The 22,135-nt window shown below is 42.6% G+C and carries 17 protein-coding genes, 1 tRNA gene and 4 pseudogenes; 12 read left to right on the top strand and 10 right to left on the bottom strand.

What is annotated here, in order from left to right:
• Window position 1: 1 nt before the first annotated feature.
• Window positions 2-640, bottom strand: a complete 639-nt coding sequence (gene aat, locus LRS05_RS00520; protein WP_257866522.1) for a leucyl/phenylalanyl-tRNA--protein transferase — start codon at window positions 638-640, stop codon at window positions 2-4.
• Window positions 641-907: 267 nt separating this feature from the next.
• Between aat and LRS05_RS00515 the strand changes: the two genes are divergently transcribed.
• Both LRS05_RS00515 and LRS05_RS00510 read left to right on the top strand, forming a co-directional pair.
• Window positions 908-1,369: a hypothetical protein gene (locus tag LRS05_RS00515; protein WP_257866521.1), complete on the top strand. Its 462-nt coding sequence runs from the start codon at window positions 908-910 to the stop codon at window positions 1,367-1,369.
• A 190-nt stretch (window positions 1,370-1,559) separates the two neighbouring features.
• A complete protein-coding gene (locus tag LRS05_RS00510; protein WP_257866520.1) occupies window positions 1,560-4,835 on the top strand; it encodes a collagen-binding domain-containing protein in 3,276 nt (1,091 codons plus the stop codon).
• A 59-nt stretch (window positions 4,836-4,894) separates the two neighbouring features.
• Here the strand turns inward: LRS05_RS00510 and LRS05_RS00505 are convergent.
• The 4 genes and pseudogenes from LRS05_RS00505 to LRS05_RS00490 all read right to left on the bottom strand — a co-directional run bounded on the left by LRS05_RS00505 (window position 4,895) and on the right by LRS05_RS00490 (window position 8,015).
• Window positions 4,895-4,982, bottom strand: a tRNA-Ser gene (locus LRS05_RS00505).
• A 43-nt stretch (window positions 4,983-5,025) separates the two neighbouring features.
• Window positions 5,026-6,053, bottom strand: a pseudogene (locus tag LRS05_RS00500) (asparaginase).
• Window positions 6,043-7,179 (bottom strand): annotated as a pseudogene (locus LRS05_RS00495) (1-acyl-sn-glycerol-3-phosphate acyltransferase). The pseudogenes LRS05_RS00500 and LRS05_RS00495 overlap by 11 nt, the downstream one beginning before the upstream one ends.
• A 69-nt stretch (window positions 7,180-7,248) precedes the next feature.
• Window positions 7,249-8,015, bottom strand: a pseudogene (locus LRS05_RS00490) (TatD family hydrolase).
• Between the two features lie 93 nt (window positions 8,016-8,108).
• Here LRS05_RS00490 and LRS05_RS00485 point away from each other — a divergent pair.
• Window positions 8,109-8,549, top strand: coding sequence for a retropepsin-like aspartic protease (locus tag LRS05_RS00485; protein WP_257866505.1), 441 nt, complete (start codon window positions 8,109-8,111; stop codon window positions 8,547-8,549).
• 84 nt (window positions 8,550-8,633) lie between these two features.
• Complete coding sequence (locus LRS05_RS00480; protein ID WP_257866504.1) at window positions 8,634-9,113, top strand: hypothetical protein; 480 nt, start codon at window positions 8,634-8,636, stop codon at window positions 9,111-9,113.
• 27 nt (window positions 9,114-9,140) lie between these two features.
• On the opposite strand, the gene LRS05_RS00475 is transcribed toward LRS05_RS00480, so the two are convergent.
• Genes LRS05_RS00475 through LRS05_RS00465 form a run of 3 tightly spaced genes read right to left on the bottom strand, consistent with a single transcriptional unit; the run spans window position 9,141 to window position 10,581 of the window.
• Window positions 9,141-9,749 (bottom strand): NAD(P)/FAD-dependent oxidoreductase, encoded by a 609-nt coding sequence (locus tag LRS05_RS00475; RefSeq protein WP_257866519.1) that lies wholly within the window; start codon window positions 9,747-9,749, stop codon window positions 9,141-9,143.
• 10 nt (window positions 9,750-9,759) lie between these two features.
• A complete protein-coding gene (locus tag LRS05_RS00470) occupies window positions 9,760-9,960 on the bottom strand; it encodes a hypothetical protein (RefSeq protein ID WP_257866503.1) in 201 nt (66 codons plus the stop codon).
• A 45-nt stretch (window positions 9,961-10,005) separates the two neighbouring features.
• Window positions 10,006-10,581 carry a MarC family protein gene (locus LRS05_RS00465; protein WP_257866502.1) on the bottom strand — a complete coding sequence of 192 codons (576 nt, stop codon included), beginning with the start codon at window positions 10,579-10,581 and terminating at the stop codon, window positions 10,006-10,008.
• Window positions 10,582-10,709: 128 nt separating this feature from the next.
• On the opposite strand from LRS05_RS00465, the gene LRS05_RS00460 reads away from it, so the two are divergent.
• From LRS05_RS00460 to LRS05_RS00435, 6 genes and pseudogenes are all read left to right on the top strand, one after another.
• Window positions 10,710-11,297, top strand: coding sequence for a DUF3109 family protein (locus LRS05_RS00460; RefSeq protein WP_257866501.1), 588 nt, complete (start codon window positions 10,710-10,712; stop codon window positions 11,295-11,297).
• Between the two features lie 247 nt (window positions 11,298-11,544).
• A pseudogene (locus LRS05_RS00455) lies at window positions 11,545-12,524 on the top strand (ribonucleotide-diphosphate reductase subunit beta).
• A gap of 63 nt (window positions 12,525-12,587) precedes the next feature.
• Window positions 12,588-15,008 carry a ribonucleoside-diphosphate reductase subunit alpha gene (locus LRS05_RS00450; RefSeq protein WP_257866518.1) on the top strand — a complete coding sequence of 807 codons (2,421 nt, stop codon included), beginning with the start codon at window positions 12,588-12,590 and terminating at the stop codon, window positions 15,006-15,008.
• Window positions 15,009-15,075: 67 nt separating this feature from the next.
• Window positions 15,076-15,549: an RDD family protein gene (locus tag LRS05_RS00445; protein ID WP_257866497.1), complete on the top strand. Its 474-nt coding sequence runs from the start codon at window positions 15,076-15,078 to the stop codon at window positions 15,547-15,549.
• 3 nt (window positions 15,550-15,552) lie between these two features.
• Window positions 15,553-15,801, top strand: coding sequence for a hypothetical protein (locus tag LRS05_RS00440; RefSeq protein ID WP_257866496.1), 249 nt, complete (start codon window positions 15,553-15,555; stop codon window positions 15,799-15,801).
• Window positions 15,802-15,881: 80 nt separating this feature from the next.
• Window positions 15,882-17,222: a deoxyguanosinetriphosphate triphosphohydrolase gene (locus tag LRS05_RS00435; RefSeq protein ID WP_257866512.1), complete on the top strand. Its 1,341-nt coding sequence runs from the start codon at window positions 15,882-15,884 to the stop codon at window positions 17,220-17,222.
• Between the two features lie 163 nt (window positions 17,223-17,385).
• Here the strand turns inward: LRS05_RS00435 and LRS05_RS00430 are convergent, their stop codons facing one another.
• Both LRS05_RS00430 and LRS05_RS00425 read right to left on the bottom strand, forming a co-directional pair.
• Window positions 17,386-18,336, bottom strand: coding sequence for a DUF3078 domain-containing protein (locus LRS05_RS00430; RefSeq protein ID WP_257866517.1), 951 nt, complete (start codon window positions 18,334-18,336; stop codon window positions 17,386-17,388).
• Window positions 18,337-18,374: 38 nt separating this feature from the next.
• On the bottom strand, window positions 18,375-20,144 hold the full coding sequence (locus tag LRS05_RS00425) for a 1-deoxy-D-xylulose-5-phosphate synthase (RefSeq protein ID WP_257866516.1): 1,770 nt from the start codon (window positions 20,142-20,144) through the stop codon (window positions 18,375-18,377).
• Between the two features lie 484 nt (window positions 20,145-20,628).
• On the opposite strand from LRS05_RS00425, the gene LRS05_RS00420 reads away from it, so the two are divergent.
• Complete coding sequence (locus LRS05_RS00420) at window positions 20,629-21,498, top strand: VCBS repeat-containing protein (protein ID WP_257866515.1); 870 nt, start codon at window positions 20,629-20,631, stop codon at window positions 21,496-21,498.
• Window positions 21,499-21,743: 245 nt separating this feature from the next.
• Complete coding sequence (locus LRS05_RS00415; RefSeq protein ID WP_257866514.1) at window positions 21,744-21,926, top strand: hypothetical protein; 183 nt, start codon at window positions 21,744-21,746, stop codon at window positions 21,924-21,926.
• Window positions 21,927-22,135 lie beyond the last annotated feature (209 nt).

The raw sequence follows: 22,135 nt of genomic DNA, 5'->3' as shown, positions 1-22,135 counted from the left end.
GTTATATTGAACGTAGGTATCGTATAAATTCCTTTCTTGGTATTTCACGTGCGCCCAGGCTTTCAAGGTGCGAATTATGTACCTGGCAGTCAAGCAACCTGTAACCTTGCTTTTGTAAATCGCGTGATAATTTTATAAAGGCCACTTTGCTGGCATTTGGCATTAGTGAAAACATGCTCTCTCCACAAAAGATATGGCCCATATCAACCCCATACAAGCCGCCTACGAGTTTATCTTCATACCAGACTTCATATGACCGGGCTACACCCAATTCATGTAGCCTGCAGTAGGCATCAACCATATCATCGGTTATCCATGTGCCATCCTGGCCTTCACGCTCAACACGGCGGCAGGCTGTTATAACTTCGCGAAACGCTTTATTACAGGTAATAGTAAACATCCCCCGGTTTAGTATGTTGCGCATGCTTTTTGATATTTTCAGCTCATTGAAGAAGAGTACCATCCTCTCCGGCGGGCTCCACCATAATATAGGTTCATCATCTTCAAACCAGGGAAAAATTCCGTTACGATATGCTAATAATAAACGTTCAGGGCTCAAATCGCCGCCAATGGCAACCAGGCCTTCAGGTGAGGCTTCTTCAACATTGGGAAAATATAATTCACGTGTAAGAAAGTACATATTATCTTCAGATAAAAGCTTTCAAAATTACTAATAACATGTAAAACTAAACAATAGTATGCTTTTTAATAGGTAACTTTCGAAATTTAAATATATCTATGAAAATTATAACAGGACTCATTTTCTTGATTTGCACCCAGGTGTTAGCACAAATAAATATATCAAAAGATACCCTACATCTTGAAGAAGTTGTGATTGGCAGTGACCGGCCAAAAATTAAAATTCGTACCGAAAAGCTTCGTGGTCCCCTGCTATGCTGCGGAAAACATGGCTGATGCATCAGAAATTGTAACATTGGTTGACGGTTTGAAGTCCGGGTACTTAAATTCTGTTTCATTTCATTTTAACGAAATGTATTTTTCAAAAAAAGTAAAGCCTGATACCTTCCGGGATACAGATTTTGAATTGGTGATATACAATGTAAATCCTGACAATACACCTGGCGAAAAACTGATTGATGATGTGATGGTTGCCACGGTTAAAAAGGAACACAAAGGAAGCATTACACTATATCTTGCAGGGCTTGACATTCAAAGTCCTGGTAAAATCTTCATTGGCCTTAAAAGATTAGGGCAAAGAAGCGCACAAAATGAATTTTATATTGATTGCTTATGCAATGGTCATGATAAATATTTTACCATGGTCCGAAAAAATTCATCAGAACAATGGATTCGAAACTGGGTATGTGCTGCTTTAAAGGTTGATGTTTCAGTGGCAAGTAAGAAGTAATAGAGAACAGTTATGTAAATATTATTTTTAACAATTAATTTGTAGTCAATATTTAACTCTTGAACGATAAATTTGGAATAATATATCGCGTAAATAATTGAACATAAGCGCGTTTATTATTTAAGAAGTTGTGTCAATTAAAAAATGTTTTCTTACATTTGCCATCCCCAAACGTTAAAATTTAATATTGATGATTAGAAAAGTACTCCTGAGGATCTGCTCCTTATCGGCGGCCTCTCTGTTTTTTACAAACCTCGCTACTGCGCAAAGCCCAACCGAGGCAGCTAAAGGTTTCAATATCTTTACTGAAAACGGCCTTACTCTTATAACAAATGAAACTGAAGGCCCTGTTGCCTGCGGCGGTGACCTTACTATTAAAGGCAGCTACCAGGTGGCTATACATAATTCCGGTACCTTTACTGTAGGCGGAGTAAAAATCGGCCTGTTAGTAAATGGTAAAGTTAATTACACATCCGGAAACGCTGTTCAGGTACAGTCTAATACATACGTAAAGATTGGTAATAGCACAGGCTCTACCGTTTGGTACTATGACCAGAATAATGCCACACCTCCAATAAGGGTTACTCCTACAGCAGGAGGTTACAACGGTTCGCCCAGAATTGAGCTTCAGGCAAATTCTCCACAGCTTGGCGTAGGTGTAAACAATAATCCTGTTTTCCAGGGCGGGCTTCTTGATTTTAGTGCAGCTTTCCAGACGCTTCGCACAAAGTCTTCGGCAATCTCACAATGTGCTGCCAATGCAAATATTACAAATGCGAATGGAGCGACTATACCTCATACCAATATGCCGGGACAAATCAAAATCAATCTTGCTGATGGTATAAACTATTTTAATATTACGGGAGCAGACCTTAATGCTGTACAAAATATCATTTTCAATAACCCGCCAAGCGCTTCAAAAGTGTTGGTTATTAATGTAGATGCGGCAGGTACTTATAACTGGAATGTATGGAACCAGGGCGGCATAGGCTTCCAGAACTGTCCGTACATTTTATATAACTTTTACAATACCACACAGCTAAACATTGTATCAGGTAATGCAATTGAAGGTACAGTATTCGCTCCTTTTGCAAACGTTGATAAAAGCGGTAACCAGTCAAACCTCGAAGGGCAGGTTATTGCAAAATCGTTCATACACAGTGGCGGCGAAGTGCATTATGCAGTTTTCACACCATCTGTTACAGGTTGTGCACAGCCGGTAGGTGTTGCCCCGACAGCTAATTTTAGCATAAACAACGGCGCACTGTGCCTTGGTAATGCATTTGTGTTTACAAATACATCTCATACCGGAAATGCGGTTCAACCGGAAGCTCCGCTTTCATACCTTTGGGATTTCGGCGATGGCACTACAAGCACGGCCATGAATCCAACTAAAACATTTGCAACTGCCGGTGTGCATATGGTAAAGCTTACCGCAACAAATACTTATGGCAGCAATACAAAAACAGTATTTTTAACTGTGTACCCTGAAGTTGTTCCTGCTGTAAACCAGGCAACAGCTGCAACAGGTAACGGATCAATCACAAAGCAGTTTACGCTCACAAATGCTTCAGATTTTACTAATTATTCATGGTCAATGGCAGGCGCAGGTACAGGATTGTACACCAACCAGCCGATTGTGAATTTTACATTTACTGTAGAAGGCTACTATGAAGTAATTGTTACAGGAACTACTGCTAACGGATGTGAAAAATCAACTGTTGTTGGTGTAGTGATTGCGTCTGATGATGTAAGTACAGGTAATAATGGTGGACTTGAAAGCGAAAGCCTTGGTGATGCCTTATCAAAAAGATATGTGCAACGCAAAATGAAAAGTGTACCTACAGAATTAGTAAAGACCGATGCTATGCTTTATGACAAAGCTAAGCTGCTTGTAAAATCAAACCCTGCCGGCCGCAACGTAAACAGCCAGACGATGCTTGCAATGTTCCCGACAGAACTTGCTTCCGGAAACACATCGCACGTAACATCACCTACAGATATCCTTGACTACACTATAGCCCAGGAAGTAATAAGTGTTGACTTTGAAATAGCCGGCAAAACTAAAGCTGTTGTACTTGGGGTAAGAACGAGAGATAAGGTATATAACCATACCAAAGCATCATGTGACAGGCTTCGCGGCGCCGAAATACTTACCGTAAAAGCAGTACAGATTGAAGGCTATAATTTCCTGATGCAGGCAATAAAACAACGCACAGGTATTGTTGAATATGCTATATCATTTGCTGTTGCAAAAAATAATAACGACACTAAGTATACACTGCAGTCTAACTGGTTTGTGAAGGATTATGCAATCATGAATGATATGTATAACTTCCAGGTTTGGGCTACAAATCCTGAAAGCACAGAGAAACTCGTTACAGATATACTGCACAACCTTCAAAATTTCATCCCGGTACAGCAAACAGAAGTACAAAGGATGCCGAAGACCTATGCATCTAAAGTGTCAAGGGAAGGGACAGATATGGTTATTAACCTGAAAAGTGCTGAAGCAGGGCAGAACATTGAGGTTGTTACTGAAGAAGTATATAGCGAAACTAATGGTTATGCCATGAGATATAACCCACTGACTTCTGAAATGACGCAGACGCTTCGTATCGATATCAAAGATGGTTATGAGTATGATGGGCTTATAAAAGTGGAAGGAATTACCCAGGATGCATTTTATCATGCTGACGGTAACTGGGGCCTTGACTATGACGGCGCTAACACCATAATAAAGTCTTACACAGTATCAAATGACTTCGACAGAGTATATAACGAGAACGAGTATGCTATACACAGGAATGTAAAATTGCAGGCGCATAGCAACCAAGACTATCTTACCCTATACAAATCATTGCTTCCTGGCCATTTGCCCGCTAATTATACTGATTATAAATTCCTTTCGTTCAAAGCCAAAGGTAGCGGCCTGCTTGAAATTGGCCTGGTAAAAGCCGGTATTACAGAATGGAAACACCAGTACAAAGCTGTGATAAATGTGCGTAACAAAGAAGAAGTTTATTACATACCATTCAGCTTCATGAAATCGATTGCAAGTAACCAGCAATTGACTGCTGATGACCTTACAATGATTACGTACACATTCTTACCAGTACAGGCTGGGACTAATGACCTTGACCTGACAATAGAAGACGTTAAATTTACCCAGACAGCCCGTGAAGGTTATGAGGAGTTGCTAAACTCAATGGTTAACCAGTTTGTAATGTTCCCTAACCCGTTTCAAGGTAATATCAACTGTTTGCTTTATAGCGAGGTTACAACAACTGCTAAAGTTACGGTACATGACATTACCGGCAAGCTGGTACATACAGCAGCTGTTAACCTGGAAGAGGGAAGGAATGAGCTTAACTTTGATTTCAGCCACCTTAACTCAGGTATGTTCTTCTTTAACGTTGACAGCGGTAACGTGAATTACGGTACATCAAAAATCGTTATAAAATAGTTGTAATGTAGATTATGATAAAAGGCTGCCAACAGGCAGCCTTTTTATTTATATAGTTGCAGAGAGGAAGGGATTCGAACCCTCGATGCCCTTTTGGAGCATACACACTTTCCAGGCGTGCGCCTTCGACCACTCGGCCACCTCTCTAAGCTGGCGCCAAAAATACTATTTAATAACCATTAAAAAAAGGCTATTGTGTCAATTCGCCGCAGATGCTGCTTTCAAAAGCATACATGAATTGATTTGCCGGAGTCTCCTGCCCTAACAGCCACATAAGCTTTGTAATGGCAGCTTCGGTTGTAATATCTTTGCCTGAAATAACCCCTATTTCTTTTAATTGGGTACTGGTTTCATAATGCCCCATATTCACACTTCCGCCGGAACATTGGGTAACATTAATGATGTGGATGCCTTTTGCTATTGCCTCCTTTAAAATATCTACAAACCATTCATCTGTAGGCGCATTGCCCGAGCCATAAGTTTCAATAACAGCGCCTTTAAGGCCCGGAGTTGCCATTATTGATGTTAGTACTGCTTTGTTTATACCAGGAAATATTTTGATAATTACAGTACCTGCATCCAGCTTATCTTTTACGCTAAATTGTTCATTGTTATTGCTGTGCAGCAAATCTTCATTTACCTTCAAATACACGCCAGATTCTGCAAGGGCAGGGTAGTTGGGCGATGTAAATGCATTAAAGTGCTCAGCGCTAATCTTTGTTGTGCGGTTGCCCCGGTACAGCTTATATTCAAAATACAGGCAAACTTCTTTGATTACGGGTTTGCCATTTTTTTGTAGGGCCGCAACCTGTATGGCAGTGATAAGGTTTTCTTTGGCATCAGTACGCAAATCCCCGATTGGCAGCTGAGAGCCTGTAAAAATCACTGGCTTGGTAAGCCCAGAAAGCATAAAGCTTAGCGCTGATGCTGAATACGACATAGTGTCTGAGCCATGCAATACCACAAAACCGTCAAAAATGTCGTAATTGTCATTTATTATAGCTGCAATCTTTGTCCATTTATCCGGATCCATGTTTGATGAATCTATAGGGTGGTCAAAAGAAACCGTTTCAATATTACAGTCCAGGTGGCGTAGTTCGGGTATGCGGTTCAGCAGTTTTTAAAATTGAAGGCCTTAAGAGCTCCTGTAGTGAAATCTTTCACCATGCCAATGGTGCCGCCGGTATAAATAAGCAGGATGTTTGGCCTATAGTGCATTCTGGTATTTCATCTGGTTAACAACCGGGTTGGCATACATAGCCAGGAAACCTTCACGCACAATTTTGTCATCTGCATCTATGCGAAGTTCAAGCCGGCGTTCAAAAGATCTTTTTCCTTTTCAGAATAGTGTGCAGCAAACCTGTCAGATCCATTGAGCATGTCATAGGCTATATAATTGGTGGGCCACAGCTTATAGGTGCTTAATATGGCATCGTCAATAACCTGCGCAAGTGCCTGTATCTGTTTATTTGGGTTACTTTCAGTGGCAGCAATCGCATCAAGTTCTTTGTCCAGGGGCTCGCATACATGCAGGTGTATTCGCTTTTTCTGGCCCATGATTCCGCTTATCAGTGTCATGAAGTCTTCATTCTTTTCTTTTATGTAAACTTCATCGTTAGCCTCTGCCAACAGCTGTGGCATTTTAAGCATATCTGTAGGGTCATATTCATAAGAAATTGAAACCGGCACAATCTTAACCTTTTTGAAATAATCCATAAGGTTCTCCTCATCGCTGGCCATGGCAAGCATCTTCAGTACACCCTGATGGGTAGCGTCGTTACCATCTTTAGTCCGTCCCCTCACGCTGTGCAATCCATACAGATCTGCACTCCCTCATCAATAATTGGTAAATGTATTCGCTCATTAGTTTAGAGCTTTGCAGCAGTTCTCTTGGCGAAAGCCCGCGTTGTACCAAAAAGTTACGATTAAGTTTTGACAGTACCTGCAAAAACTGTTTTTGCACCAGGTTATCGCCAATGGCACTGGCTGTCATGGTAAGCTTATGGTCATACAGGCACACATTAAGCAATGATGTATCAAGTATGATGTCCCTGTGGTTTGATATATAAAGGTAGGGTGTGTGTGTTTCAAGCTTTTCAAAACCCGAAGTGGTAAGCCCGTCAGATGTTTTTTCAAGAACCCTTTGTATGGCCTGGTAAATGAAATTGATCTGAAAATCACGTTTTGAATGCGTTTTCTCCAGCCATTCGGTCCAGACTTCTTCAGGTGTTCCGGGAAATGTAAAGCTCATGAGCGCTTTCATCATTGGGTGATGTATCACGCTCCTTATAGCCCCGTTTACTTCTGTATCGTAAAAAGGCCTTATATGGTCAAATTTAGACATGTGCTTGCTGCGGGTTAAACAATCCTGCAAATGAACAAAAAATTAATGGATTTTATTAGAAAATCTTTGTTAAATGCCGTAAACTTCAACTGAATTTTTAGTAGTTATGTCGGCAATTTCTTCTAAAGGCATACTGTATATTTCAGCCAGTTTCTGTGCTATAATAACAGTATAGCTGCTTTCATTCCGCTTACCGCGATAGGGCTTAGGTGCAAGATAGGGAGCGTCGGTTTCAAGAACAATGTTTTCAAGGGGTATCTCATTCAAAAACTGGTCAATTTTACCATTCTTGAAAGTGGCAACACCACCTATTCCCAGTTTCATGTTATAACTGATGGCCTGCTTCGCCTGAGCGAAATCACCGGTAAAGCAATGGAAGATGCCATACAGGTTATCATCTTTATGTGACTCCAATACTTCAAAAACTTCATTAAAAGCGTCACGGCAATGTATATTAATTGGCAGCGAATATTGCTTTGCAAGTTCAATCTGCCTGCTAAAGGCTTCCTGCTGCCACCCTAGTGTAGATTTATCCCAATACAGGTCAATCCCAATTTCGCCTACCGCGGCAAATTTTCGCCCGGCCAGTTCACGTTCCACATGGTCAAGCTCGTCTTTATAGTTTTCTTTCACATAGGTAGGGTGCAGGCCCATCATCAGAAAAACATTTTCAGGATATTTAGCTTCCAGCTCATACATCTGTTGTGTATATGATGAGTCAATAGACGGCACAAAAGCCTTGTTACGCCTGCGTCAAAAGCTCGCATTATCATTGCCTCGCGGTCTTGCTCAAACTCTTCGCTGTAAAGGTGTGTATGTGTATCGGTAAAAGTCATGTTGTAAATTTGTGCCAAAATTACGATTTGGGTTTGTGTTTCAGTATAACAATACTTTAATTTAAACCAAATTTGTCAATCATAATGTCATAAATGAAAAACCTGTACGATACCCTTAAAGATAAAGGCTACAAAAAAATCAGCTTTAAAATTTCTAAGACCCAGCACCTGCGAATAAAGGCTAAGATTAACGGGATAGAAGGCGATTTTATTCTTGATACCGGGGCATCAAACAGTTGCGTTGATTTTGAGGGTATTGAACATTTTAAGCTAAACGCGCTCGACTCTGAAACCAAAGCTGCCGGAGCAGGCGGTGTAGGGATGCTCACAAAATCTTCGTTTGAAAATATGCTGCAGATGGGGCGCTGGAAAACCGACGCGCTGAGCCTTGTTATTTTCGATATGTCGCATGTAAATGAAGCGCTTCGGCTTTACAAAGCAAGGCCTGTACATGGTATAATTGGGGCTGATGTGCTGCTTCAGGGCAAAGCGATCATAGACTATTACAACCATTGCCTCTACCTGAAGCAATAAGCGTAATGATTAAATTAAAGTCAAAATCTAAATAGTGAGTGCTAAAAGTTATTATATTGCAGTACTTTTTCAAAGGTTAACAATATGAAAAAAATATACTTCCTGGTATTTGCTATAATTATAGGGCTTACGGCTTCGTCATGTTCAGATGAAACCACTGAACTGCTTAACACGCCCTATGGCGAAATGACATTTATTGTGAATGATGTACAGAAAGTTTATAATAATGTACAGGTTACAGAAAAAGTGGGTTCTACAGGCCAAAGATATCTTAATGTAGTAGGGTCTAATAATGGTGTGCCGGGAGAATACATTGCTTTCAGGATAAATAAATACGAAACAGGGGCTAACCGTGCCACACGATGGGCATATTCACAAGACAGTAACCTTGCCATACGCAAGCAGGTTGACGGAGAAGAATATGATATTGATTCAAATACACTGCTTAACAGTGATAACAGGCTGAGGGGGACTTTTAGCGGGCAGCTGTATAATGAGTACAGCAACATAGTTGTAACAATAGAAGCAGGGGAGTTTACATATAATTACAACCTGCCTGAATAATAAAAAAACCGCTATGCAGCGGTTTTTTTATTTTCTTGTGCTATCGTGGTGCTGGCTCTGTGTGCCGCTATTCCACAACGTCATAATATCAGTTGCTACCGCAGCGCCGCTTCCGGCTGCAATACTAAGCTGGCTTCTTTCACCGGCAAGTGTCCCGGCAACATAAATGCCATCAGCAACCAGGTGGTCTTCATTCTTTAATTGTATGCGGTTTTTTTCAGGTAAAGCTTTTTTGTGCGGAATAATATATTCTGTAAGTCCCGCAATATCAAAAGTTGCTGCCGAACCTACTGCCACTACAATAATCCGCGCCTTATAGTCGCCTTTGTTAGTTATAATGGTAAAATTGCCGGCAGTACCTTCCACTTTCATCACTTTTTCTCCGGGTAGCTGTACTACATCAGGATAAGTGCCTGAAAGGTGGGCAAGGCTTTGGGCCATTATGTCTTTACCTAATGTGCCGGGAGCGATGCCGTAAACATTGTTGTAAAGCCCGTCTTGCAGGGCTGAAGCTTTCTGGTGGGTGAATATGCCTACCTTCTTGCCTTCAGCATAAGGCTTTTTAAGAGATGAGCCGAGCACAAGGGCACAGGATACTCCTGCTGCACCACCGCCTATAATTAAAACGTCAAACATATCAGAGAAACTACAGGTTCCTGGTTTTCTCCTCAATAGTTTTCGCCATCCTGAAGATAAGCAATATGCAAACCGCACACATAGAGGCAATGATGCCAATAAGGGCTACAAGGCTGTTACCGGCAAGCAGGTTATCAAAATCAAGAAGAGTGACGTTAAATGCGATCAGGGCAATTGCAATCGCGATAAGAGTGTAGATAAAAAATTTCATTATATAAATCGTAATGATTCTGTGGTAAAGTTATGCAGATTATAACTAAAGAAACAATTGTTTAACATTAGATGCGAATAATTTAACAGCAATAGCTAACAGCACAACCCCAAATACTTTGCGGATTACGCCAAGGCCGTTTACACCTAATGCTTTCTCAATTTTTGCTGAAGACTTAAGTACTGCGAACACAATAATCACATTAAGCGCTATGGCAATTATAATGTTAATCTTTTCGTATTCAGCTCTTAAAGATAATATTGTCGTCATTGTGCCGGCACCCGCGATGATTGGGAAAGCAATAGGTACGATTGATGCTGTGCTTGGATTATCTTCTTTGTAAAGGCGTATACCGAGTATCATCTCGAGCGCCAGGAAGAAAAGTACAAACGAACCCGCCACGGCAAACGAGTTGGCATCAATCCCGATAAGCTTCAGTATCTCTTCACCAACAAACAGGAACGCCACCATAATGATTAAAGCAACTATTGAAGCCTTTTCGCTTTGTATATGGCCAAGTTTGTTGCGTAGGTCAACTATAATAGGTACGCTGCCCACAATATCTATCACGGCAAAAAGCACCATGCTCACGGTAAACATTTCTCTCCAGTCGAAATTCATCTTTGTGCGAAATTATTTGCAAGCGCAAAAGTACCGTAATATTTATGAACCCGAAGCTAACACACCGTTAATTTTTTGGCAGGATTTTAGCACATATTTATACAAAATGTAATGGTTATCTTTGCCGCATGTTTCAACTGGGTAAAACAATAGTGTCTGAAGACATACTGGAGAAAGATTTTGTGTGCAACCTTTCGGCATGCCATGGCGGCTGCTGTGTTGACGGCGATGCAGGAGCACCCCTTAATGAAGAGGAAACCCGCATTCTTGAAGAGATCTATCCACTGGTAAAACCATTCCTGCGCCCGGAAGGGATTGCTGCTATTGAGGCCCAGGGCACATGGGTTACCGGGACTGACGGCGACCTTGAAACACCGCTCATTGATAATAAAGACTGTGCGTACGTAATATTTGACGGAAAAACCGCCCTGTGCGGAATAGAACAGGCCTACAACCAGGGCATCGTAAGCTGGAAAAAACCCGTTTCATGCCACTTGTACCCAATCAGGGTAAAGGACTTCACCGAATTTGCGGCGGTAAATTATGACAGGTGGGACATTTGCAACCCAGCCTGCGCCCTTGGTAAAGAACTTGAAGTACCGGTGTATAAATTTGTACGCGAGGCGCTGATACGCCGCTTTAGGGAAGATTGGTATGCTGAACTTGAAAAAGTGGCTGCCGAACTGAAAGAACAACCTGCGCAACGCAGGCGTTAATCGCTTCTTAAGCCCTGATTTTACAGGGCGTTACATCTATCTCATCTTGCTATTTTAGTTTCGTAACATTTTGCTTTTCAGGTATTTATAAATTTAATATTTGATTGCCTTAATGTTAAGCGTTGTTAAAAACTATGCCTGATTGTGGATAAGTTTGGCTTTCATTTTCTTTTTCAAATGCCAATCTTTGTAATCTACTCCGGCGGTAAAATCGCCATACAAATAATAAAATTAAAGTCAAAATAATATGTCTGCAATAGAGCCAATTTTACAGGAAAACAAAAACCGCTTCGTAATTTTCCCTATCAAGCACCATGATATATGGGACTGGTACAAGAAAATGGAGGCTAGTTTCTGGACTGCTGAAGAAATTGACCTGCACCAGGATATTACAGACTGGAACACTAAACTCAGCCCTGACGAAAAGTATTTCATCAAGCATATCCTGGCGTTCTTTGCGGCGTCAGACGGTATTGTGAATGAGAACCTCGCAGAAAATTTCGTAAACGAGGTGCAGTATCCGGAAGCTAAGTTTTCTACGGTTTCCAGATCATGATGGAGAACATACACAGCGAAACATACTCGCTCCTTATTGATACTTATGTGAAAGATGAGGCTGAAAAAGACAAACTGTTCCATGCTATTGAAGTGTTTCCCGCCATCAAGAAAAAAGCGGAATGGGCGCTGAAATGGATTAAAAGCGACTCTTTCGCCGAAAGGCTTATTGCGTTCGCGGCCGTTGAGGGTATTTTCTTCTCAGGTGCATTTTGCTCTATATTCTGGTTGAAGAAACGCGGGTTGATGCCGGGCCTAACCTTTTCAAATGAGTTGATTTCGCGAGACGAAGGTGTTCACTGTGATTTTGCCGTGCACCTGCACAACCACCATCTTGTAAATAAAGTATCGAAAGACAGGATAAAAGAAATATTGATAGATGCGCTTAACATTGAGCGTGAATTTATTACCGAGTCGCTTCCGGTGAGCCTTATCGGGATGAATGCCGTGCTGATGACACAGTACCTTGAGTTTGTAACCGACAGGCTTCTTGTAGAGCTTGGCTGTGAAAGGCAGTTCAACACCGGCAACCCGTTTGATTTCATGGATATGATCTCGCTTCAGGGGAAAACCAACTTCTTCGAGAAGCGCGTAAGCGAATACCAGAAGGCGGGCGTGCTCAACAAAGAAAGCGGAGACTCGCAGAAAATAAGCTTTGATGCTGATTTTTAATAAGATAACAAACCATTATATATGCAGCTATGCTGCCAGTTCTAACCTAAAAAATGTCGCCATATGTATGTAGTAAAGAGAGACGGTAAAAGAGAGCCGGTAATGTTTGATAAGATTACCGACAGGGTAAGGAAATTATGTTATGAGCTTAACGAGCTGGTAGACCCGGTAAAGGTAGCCATGCGCGTGATTGAAGGCCTGTATGACGGCGTTACTACAAGTGAGCTGGATAATCTTGCAGCTGAAACGGCGGCATCTATGACGGTTACGCACCCTGACTATGCCCAGCTTGCTGCACGTATAGCTGTGAGCAACCTGCATAAGAATACCAAGAAGTCGTTCTCTGAAACCATGCACGACATGTATAAGTACGTGAACCCCCGCACCAACCAGGAGGCTCCGCTTATTTCTGACGAAGTGTATGAAGTGATTATGGCCAATGCTGAAAAGCTGGACTCAACCATCATCTACAACCGCGACTTCAACTATGATTATTTCGGGTTCAAAACACTTGAGCGCTCATACCTGCTTAAGGTGAACGGCCAGATTGCTGAGCGCCCGCAGCACATGCTTATGCGTGTATCTGTAGGTATCCACCTGAACGATATAGACTCAGCTATAGAAACGTATGAGCTGATGTCTAAAAAATATTTTACCCATGCTACGCCAACGCTTTTCAACGCGGGTACGCCAAAGCCGCAGATGTCGTCTTGCTTCCTTTTGACCATGCGCGATGACAGTATTGAAGGTATTTATGACACGCTGAAGCAAACAGCCATGATATCGCAGTCGGCGGGTGGTATAGGCCTTTCTATACACAACGTGAGGGCTACAGGCTCTTACATCCGCGGTACAAACGGTACATCAAACGGTATTGTGCCGATGTTGCGTGTGTTTAACGACACTGCACGTTATGTTGATCAGGGCGGCGGTAAGCGCAAGGGAAGCTTTGCTGTGTACATTGAGACATGGCATGCTGATATCATGGATTTCCTTGACCTGAAGAAAAACCACGGTAAAGAAGAAATGCGTGCACGTGACTTGTTTTACGCAATGTGGACAAGTGACCTGTTTATGAAGCGCGTGCAGGAAGATGCACACTGGACGCTGATGTGCCCTAACGAGTGCCCGGGACTATATGATGTTTATGGCGATGAGTTTGAAGCGCTGTATACATCTTACGAAGCACAGGGCCGTGGCCGTAAGACCATTAAGGCACGTGAGCTTTGGGAAAAAATACTGGAGTCTCAAATCGAGACCGGTACGCCATACATGCTTTACAAAGACGCCGCTAACCGCAAGTCAAACCAAAAGAACCTTGGTACTATACGTTCATCAAACCTGTGTACGGAAATTATGGAATATACTGCGCCTGATGAGGTTGCCGTATGTAACCTGGCTTCAATTTCACTGCCAATGTTTGTTGAAGATGGCAAATTCAACCACGATTACCTATACCAGGTTACTAAGCGCGTAACCCGTAACCTTAACAAGGTTATTGACAGGAACTACTATCCGGTGAAAGAGGCCGAGAACAGTAACATGCGCCACCGTCCGGTTGGTTTGGGTGTGCAGGGCCTTGCGGATGCATTTATACTTATGCGCCTGCCATTCACCAGTGATGAGGCTAAAAAGCTAAACCAGGAAATATTTGAAACCATGTACTTTGCCGCCGTTACCGCATCTATGGAAATGGCGAAAGAAGAAGGGCCATACTCTACATTTGCAGGTTCGCCAATATCTCAGGGCGAGTTCCAGTATAACCTCTGGGGGCTTAATGACAGCGACCTTAGCGGGCGTTGGGACTGGGCTTCGCTTCGTAAAGAAGTTATGGAGCATGGCGTGCGCAACTCACTGCTTATGGCGCCAATGCCTACAGCTTCTACATCACAGATACTGGGCAACAATGAGGCATTTGAGCCTTATACATCAAACATATACACGCGCCGCGTACTTTCGGGCGAGTTCATTGTGGTGAACAAGCACCTGCTTGAAGACCTGGTGCGCCTTGGCTTGTGGAACGAGACCCTGAAACAGGAGATCATGAGGGCAAATGGTTCAATCCAGAATATTGAAGGCATCCCGGCTGATATAAAAGAGCTGTATAAAACCGTATGGGAAATGAGTATGAAAGACATCATTGATATGTCTCGCCAGCGCGGATACTTCATTGACCAGAGCCAGTCACTTAACCTGTTTATGGAGGGCGCTACGTTTGCCAAGCTTACGTCGATGCACTTCTATGCATGGCAGAGCGGCCTGAAAACAGGCATGTATTACCTGAGGACGAAGAGCGCGGTTGATGCTATTAAATTTACGCTGAATAACGATAAAAAAGCTGAGCCTGCACCGGTTGCAGCCGCAATGCCTGAAGTTGTAACCGTTGAGGCGGAAGCAGAAGGCATGAGTGCGGCAGAGTTCAGGGCGATGCTTGAGCGTTCACGCAATGCTGACCCTGAAGACTGCGAAATGTGCGGATCTTAACCTTAAAACAAACACAAACAGAAAATGAGGGGCAGGCAACTGCTCCTTATTTGATTGAAAACACCTTATGGAAATAACAGATGATGTGCTTGCTGTAAAAAGCAAGCGATTCGGGAATTTTGTGATAGACCTAATTTTCCGGTATGTGATTGTGTTCGTGTTGAGTTTTATCGCGATTGTAATAGATCCCGAAGGATTTACGGCCTGGATTGAGACTGTGACTACGCTCGAAGATATCATGTACAGCCTGCTGCTATTAATGATTTACTTCATTGTAACGGAATCAATTTTCCAGAGGACGGTAGGGAAGTTAATCACCGGGACAATGGTTGTAATGGCCGACGGTTCAAAACCATCTTTTGGGACAATTGTGCTGCGTACATTGTGCAGGCTGATACCTTTTGAGGCATTATCTTTTATTGGTGATGACGCGTATGGCTGGCACGACAACTTCTCTAACACCTATGTAGTTGATATTAAATTGTATAATGAAGCAATGAGTCGGAAAAATTCTTTCGATGATATAGGCAAATCAGAATAAATCATGTCAAAAGATAAAAAGGATATATACACCGGCATTATCGGAAAAGATGAGAAAGGCAACTACCACTGTGGCGAGTACCTGCTGGATTATAAAATAGTGGTGAATAGCTTTAAGGAAGGCGATAAGATAACGATACGCTCGGTGATTGAAAACCCAAGCGATATCAGCTATCACGACTACCCAATGAAGTCAAAGGATTTTGTACTGGCTGATAAGAAGTTCGTAAAAACACCACGTAAAGAAGAGTAACTAGCCAAAAGGCACAAGCCACAAGTTTTGCTGCAAGAGTGAGTAACTTGAAACCTTAAACCTGAAACAAAAACTCCATGATGCAATGGGAACAGCTGCTGTCTCTTAAAAGGCAGGGCGATACAAGCAAGCGTTTACGTAAAGAACAGGATGATACCCGCCTCGGCTTTGAGGTGGACTATGACCGTATTATATTCTCGTCGGCGTTCCGCAGCCTGCAGGACAAGACGCAGGTGATACCGCTCTCTAAAACCGACTTTGTGCACACCCGCCTCACGCACAGCCTTGAAGTGAGTGTAGTTGGGCGTTCACTTGGGCGTTTGGTAGGCAAGAAAATCATAGAGAAGCATCCATACTTAAGCGAAGTGCATGGTTTCCATATGAACGATTTTGGGGCTATTGTGGCAGCGGCGGCGCTGGCACATGATATTGGCAACCCACCCTTCGGGCATTCGGGTGAGAAAGCTATTGGCGAGTATTTTAAAACCGGCAACGGGCAGCAGTACCGTGATAAGCTTACTGATAAAGAGTGGCAGGACCTGATTGATTTTGAAGGCAATGCCAACGGTTTCACACTGCTTACATCATCACGCCCCGGCGTTGAGGGCGGCCTACGCCTCACATATGCCACGCTTGGCACTTTCATGAAATACCCCAAAGAATCGCTTCCTAAAAAGCCGACTGCCAATATATCTGATAAGAAGTACGGGTTCTTCCAATGCGATAAAGAGTTTGTTCAGGACGTGGCGAAAGAGCTGGGAATGATTCCGAATAAAACAAGTGGAGATATAGGTTATGAGCGTCACCCGCTGGCGTATCTGGTTGAAGCGGCCGATGATATCTGTTACACCATTATCGATTTTGAAGACGGTATCAACCTGGGCCTAATTCCTGAAGAATTTGCCCTGGAATACCTCATAAAACTGGTAAAAGATTCTATAGACGCAGCCAAATATAATACGCTGACAACTAAGGAAGACCGCCTGAGCTACCTGCGTGCACTGGCAATAGGCAGCCTTATCAGCGATGCGGTAAGCACCTTCCTTGAGAACGAAGAATTGATACTGGAAGGTAAATATCCCCACGCGCTCACAAATCAGGGCAGATATACTGCACAAATGCGTGATATCATCAATCTGAGCGTGAAGAATATCTACCAAAGCCGTGAAGTAGTAGAAAAGGAGATAATGGGTTACAGGATGATTAATGTACTTCTGGATAGCTTCTGTACCGCTTACAACAAAAAGTATGACGGCACCGCGGGAAATTATGACAACCTGCTGCTGAAAATGCTTCCCGAAAAGTTCATCACCGAAAAAATGAACTTATATGACAGGCTGCTGCATATCTGCCACTTTGTATCAACCCTTACCGATGGTAAGGCAGTGCTGTTGTACAATATGATAACAGGGAACAAATAATCGACTGTTCGACATCTTCGAAAGTTGGATATTCGATTTCGACTGTTCGAATTACCAAGTATATGAAGAATAAGCATTCAGACAGTCATGCTGTCGAGTAATCGAAGAGGTCAATTGTTGAAATAGTCATGCTGTCGAAAGATCTAATAATCGAAAAATCTGACTAAAAAGTATAGCTCAGCCCAAGCCCTAGTATTTGCTTCAGCTGAAGTTTCGGGCCTACGGTCACTACTCCGCCATCACGCTCTTCGGTAGCTTTTATATCATCATCATAAATAATATGGGTGCCTATGTTGGCCTTCACATATTCATTTACGGTCATATCAAGCGACAGCTGCCAGTCTACATCAATATTCCCGAAATTGTTCAGGTAATCGCTGTAGAAACTTATACGGTGATCCATTTTTATGTTTTTAGCTACTGGGCGCTTTATCTGGTTGGTTACAAGTATACCAACTTCAGTACGCGACTTTTTGCCGTCTCGTAATTTATTGCTCTCACTGTCATAAATGGCACCATCAACCCCAAATGCACCTTTATCTGCAAGCATCTGGTTCAGGACTAAAGTAGTCTTTTCAGTAAGAGGCGAGAAATAAGCAGTAAGCCCAAGGTCTTTGCGGATGTACTCTGTACCAACACCCAGGAAAATATAAGCAGGTGCAAATGGGGCAGAGATTTCAATATCGGTATTAGGGTAGGCATAACCGTTGGCAAACTGGGTATTAAAAGTAAATTTTGAACTGTAGTACCAGTTAGATATCGTGTCTGTGCGGTAGCCGAAGGTCGAGTTCATTTGTATCTGGTCGTCTGTCTTTCGCATCTCACGCCCTTCCTGACTGTTAAGCCCATATTTCAGTATTAGCTCATTATTCCAGTTGAGGTTGCCTTTGGTGTATTTCCTGATGAAAGCGCCTTTGGCAAGCCCGGCAACCGAATTATTACCACCTACGCTCCAGTTAACAAAAGCTACCTGGTTTATGTCAAGGCCCACGGTATTGGTTTTCGTCCAGTAAGTAATGGTATCAGGCAGGGTTGTAGTAATAAGCACCTGTGCTTTCAATTGAAAAAAAAACGCCAAAAACACTACTGTAGTGAGGTATACCCTGAACTTCATCGGGAAACGGTTTTAATTCGGTGCAAAAGTCGGTAATTTTAGTAAGCCGAAAAAATATCGGTAAGTGATTTAACGTCTATACCGCAAATTTGTTGCAGTTCGGTTACTGTTCCGTGTTCAATGAAGTTGTCCGGAATCCCTAAAACCCTGATAGCAGCTCTGTAGTTATGCTTTGCAGCAAAGGCCGTAATGCTGCTGCCGAAACCGCCGATAACGGTACCGTCTTCAATAGTAATGATGGATTTGAATTCTGCAAAAATCTTATGTAAGAGCTCTTCATCAAGCGGCTTTATAAACCCAAAATCATAATGCGAAAACTTATCAGCGCTACTACTATTTGCAAGCGCTTTGGTAACATTGTTGCCGATTGTACCCGTGCTTAAAATCGCAGCTTCACTACCGGACTTCAGCTGTTGTGCCTTACCTATTTCAATGCGTTCAAACGGCTTCAGCCAGTCGGCGTTTTCTGCACGGCCACGCGGGTAGCGAATAGCAATGGGGTGGGGCAGCCCAAGCTGGGCGGTATATAAAATGTTTCGTAAATCAGACTCATTTCGCGGTGCATAAATGATAAGGTTAGGTATACAGCTGAGGTAGGCAATATCAAAAACACCGTGATGTGTAGCGCCGTCTTCGCCAACCAGCCCGGCGCGGTCAAGGCAGAAAATAACAGGCAAATTTTGCAAAGCCACATCGTGAATAACCTGGTCATATGCCCGTTGCAGGAAGGTTGAGTAGATGTTGCAAAACACCGTCATTCCTTGGCTGGCAAGGCCTGCGGAGAGGGTTACGGCGTGCTGCTCGGCAATGCCAACGTCAATGGCACGATCCGGGAAAGCCTCCATCATAAATTTCATAGACGAGCCCGATGGCATGGCCGGCGTAATCCCGATGATTTTATCATTTTGCTGCGCCAACTCAACCAGGGTTAACCCGAAAACATCTTGGTATTTGGGCGGAAGCCCTTCGTTTTTAACCGGCAAAACTTCACCAGTCTCGCGGTTAAATTTACCCGGGGCGTGGTACTTCACCTGGTCTTCCTCAGCCAGTTTCATGCCTTTGCCTTTGGTTGTAACAATGTGCAGGAAACGTGGGCCTTTCAGTGATTTCTGCCGATTAAGTTCGGCAACCAGAACTTCAAGATTATGGCCATCAATAGGTCCGCTATAATTGAAATTCAGCGAGCGTATCATGTTGTTTTGGCGCGGATTACGGCCTGCTTTTACCTCTGTGAGATAATGCTTGAGTGCGCCAACGCTCGGGTCAATGCCAATGGAATTATCGTTGAGTATCACCAGCAGGTTGGCATCGGTCATCCCGGCGTGGTTCAGGGCCTCAAAAGCCATTCCTGATGCTATCGAGGCATCACCAATCACAGCAATGTGTACTTTTTCAGAATCACCTTTTAATTTTGAGGCCAGCGCCATGCCCAGAGCTGCTGAAATTGAAGTGCTTGAGTGGCCTGTGCCAAAAGCATCGTATTCGCTCTCATCGCGTTTTGGGAAGCCGCTGATACCGCCAAGCTGACGGTTGGTGTCAAAGCTGTCTCGGCGGCCAGTGAGTATCTTATGGCCGTACGCCTGGTGGCCTACATCCCAGATTAACAGGTCATTAGGGGTGTCAAAAACATAGTGCAGGGCAACAGTAAGCTCTACAACGCCCAGGCTCGCACCCAAATGCCCCTCTTTAACCGAAACCACATCAATTATAAACTCCCTCAACTCATGCGACAACTGATGTAATTCGCTAATTGAAAGCTGTTTAATGTCTTTTGGGGAGTTGATGTTTGATAAAATTTTGCCCGGCATTTTGTGGTATAAAAAACAAAGTTACGATAATTAATTTTCGCGCCTCGTTTTAACAGAATTTAACACCTGAACAATAAATTGCCTTATTTGCCTTCACTTTTGAATTTTTGCAGAGCAGCGATTAACACTTCTTTAACAGGTGCTGTTCAATATGTTTTTCAATTAAAAAAAATGCAAGAAAATTCTTCCTTATAAAATAATCGATGAACGGTAACTTTTGAAAGGGTTTTGTAACGCCGGTTCAAAATAGCCGCCGTAATTTTGCAGTGTAGAAAGTTAAGGTTTCATTTTTCAAGTCTTCAAGTTTCAAAGTCTTCAGTTTTCAAAGTTTTTCAAGTCTTGCAAACGTTCTTTGAAATTCTGAAATTTTCCAGCTTAGTCTTTATTTAGTGTGCTTGTAAAACAGTCCACATATCGGTCGCTTGTATTTTGTTTGCTGTAAATCAAAACAATATGCTATATTCGCGGCAGAATAAATCACTTTATGAAGAAAATTTTTACGCTTGTGTTTTTAGCGATTTGCGGGGCAGCTCAAGCCCAAACGGGTTTTGCACGGGAAATAATAACAGACGAGACATCCGGCGACTTTCATTTGATGTATACTGCAATTGCAGATATTGACGGTGATGGTAAAAATGATGTTGTAAGTAAGGGGTCAACAAAAATCCTATGGCATAAAAATATTGATGGACATGGTACATTTGGCCGGGGTAAAACTATACTTACAGGTGAGTCAATGCGCGGATTTATTACAGGTGATATTGATGGTGACGGAGACAAGGACATTATTTTCCATAGATATAGTGAACAAAGTCAGTCAGCACACATAGGTTTTATCAAGAATGACGGAGCAGGTAATTTTGCTCCTGTAGTGATGATAGCTAGTCTTGGCAATACCATTGCAGATGTAAACCTTTATTTATCTGATATAGATGCTGATGGAAAACCTGATCTTGTGTTTATAAAAAATAATGCTGTTTGCTGGTCTAAAAATACTAACGGGCAGAATTTCGCTTCGCCCACTGTAATTGCCCAACTTAGTGATGCAACTATAGTGTTTACATGCTCAGATTTCACTAATGACGGTCTTCCGGATATTGTGTATAACCATGTAAATACAATGGGTTTAATTAAAAATATCGGGGACGGGAATTTTGCAGCAATGCAACCTATAGATACAGCATCTATAGGTTTTAATATCGCAGCTGCTGATATGGATAGTGATGGTAATGAAGATATTGTATTTATAAGATGGGAACAGGATTCAAGCTTTTCCTTGAAAAGTTTGGTGTGGTACAAAAACAATAATAATGGTCATCGTTTGATGCGAGGCAAACCCTGGTTTCACCACTAACGGCAAATAATAGCTATGATTGGTTCTGGCTGGAAACCGCCGACTTTGGACAATGATGATAAACACGACATTGGCTTGTCGAGAAGGGAAACAGGTAAAGTGGCCCTGGTACAATGCCTTAAACATGGCGAAATGGAGTATTGTGGCGCGCTGGGCAGGTTATCGCCCAAAATATGGCCGGCATCATCAATTTGTTGCGGTTGGCCACATGAAACCAACGAAAGTATTGATAGTTGTTGCAAGAAATGCGGACTACGAAATTGTCATGGTATAAAAACACGCCGGATGGCTTTAATGGCGAAGTGAACATCACCAGCGCAGTGTTTGACCCTAATAAAGCGGATACAGGCGATATTGATGGTGATGGCTATATAGATATTGTGGTATCATCTGGAACCGACAAGAAGATTACTTGGTACCAAAAATAATAACGGGCAGGGCTTTACAGGAAACCAGAATATTGGCGATCACCTCTTCTCTGAATGGCGCATGTAATGCCACGCTTGTTGATATAGATAATGACGGCGACCTCGACATTATGGCGAACAGCACATATTTTATGCAAGGCAGCTATACTTCTCTATTTTGTTATAAGAATAACGGGCAGGGAATATTTACACAACAGCTTATAATACCT

The sequence above is a fragment of the Flavobacterium sp. J372 genome (genome assembly GCF_024699965.1).
Lineage (GTDB): Bacteria > Bacteroidota > Bacteroidia > Flavobacteriales > Flavobacteriaceae > Flavobacterium.
The sequence above is the reverse complement of the archived record's forward strand: the minus strand, read 5'-3'. Positions and strand labels throughout refer to the sequence as shown.